At 45.2% G+C, this 661-nt stretch carries 1 protein-coding gene; it reads right to left on the bottom strand.

Features of this window, described 5'->3' with window-relative positions; genetic code table 11:
• A partial coding sequence (locus R7P74_RS26905) for a DedA family protein (protein ID WP_318123719.1) occupies window positions 1-519 on the bottom strand: 519 nt, incomplete at its 3' end.
• Window positions 520-661: the final 142 nt, after the last annotated feature.

Raw genomic sequence — 661 nt, 5'->3', positions numbered from 1 at the left:
GCCAAAGCCGCACAGTAATAACGTCCACAATATGGCGCTCAGCCATGCAAAGTAATGGAACTTCGACACGCGTTTCACACGTAATCCCATCATCAATGGCAAAAGCGAGCGCACCACCGGAATGAAACGCGCGCAAAACAATGCAATTAAGCCATGTTTCCCCAAAAGAACATCGACTTGTTCGAGTCTTTTCTGTGGGACAGCATTCACCCAGCCTTGAACTTTAGGTAGGCGGTTTAGCCATTTTCCTTGCAAGTAAGCCGCCCAACTTCCTAAGCCCGCACTCACAATAATCACCAACATGATGGCAATAGGATCAAGCACGCCTACCGCCGCAAGTGTGCCAGACAACACCACCACACTATCGCACGGAAATGGCGCAGCAGGAATAAAACCACTTTCCAAAAAGATTAATGTCGCCACGACAATATAAATAATCCCTGCACTTCCTGGCGCCATAAGTGCAGAAAAGTCTTGATGCCAAAAGGCAAGCAAGACGCCCATCATTGAATCAAACATAAAATAAGCTCCTAAACATCACTAAATAACAACAAGGTAGATGCTTAGAACTATCGAGCGTGAATAAACCGATAGATAAGATTAGAGCCTAACCCATCTCCAATTTGGTATTTTGAATGAGAGAAGTCTTTCGCAAGACCAA

It is taken from the genome of Vibrio sp. 2033, assembly GCF_033339735.1.
The sequence above is the reverse complement of the archived record's forward strand: the minus strand, read 5'-3'. Positions and strand labels throughout refer to the sequence as shown.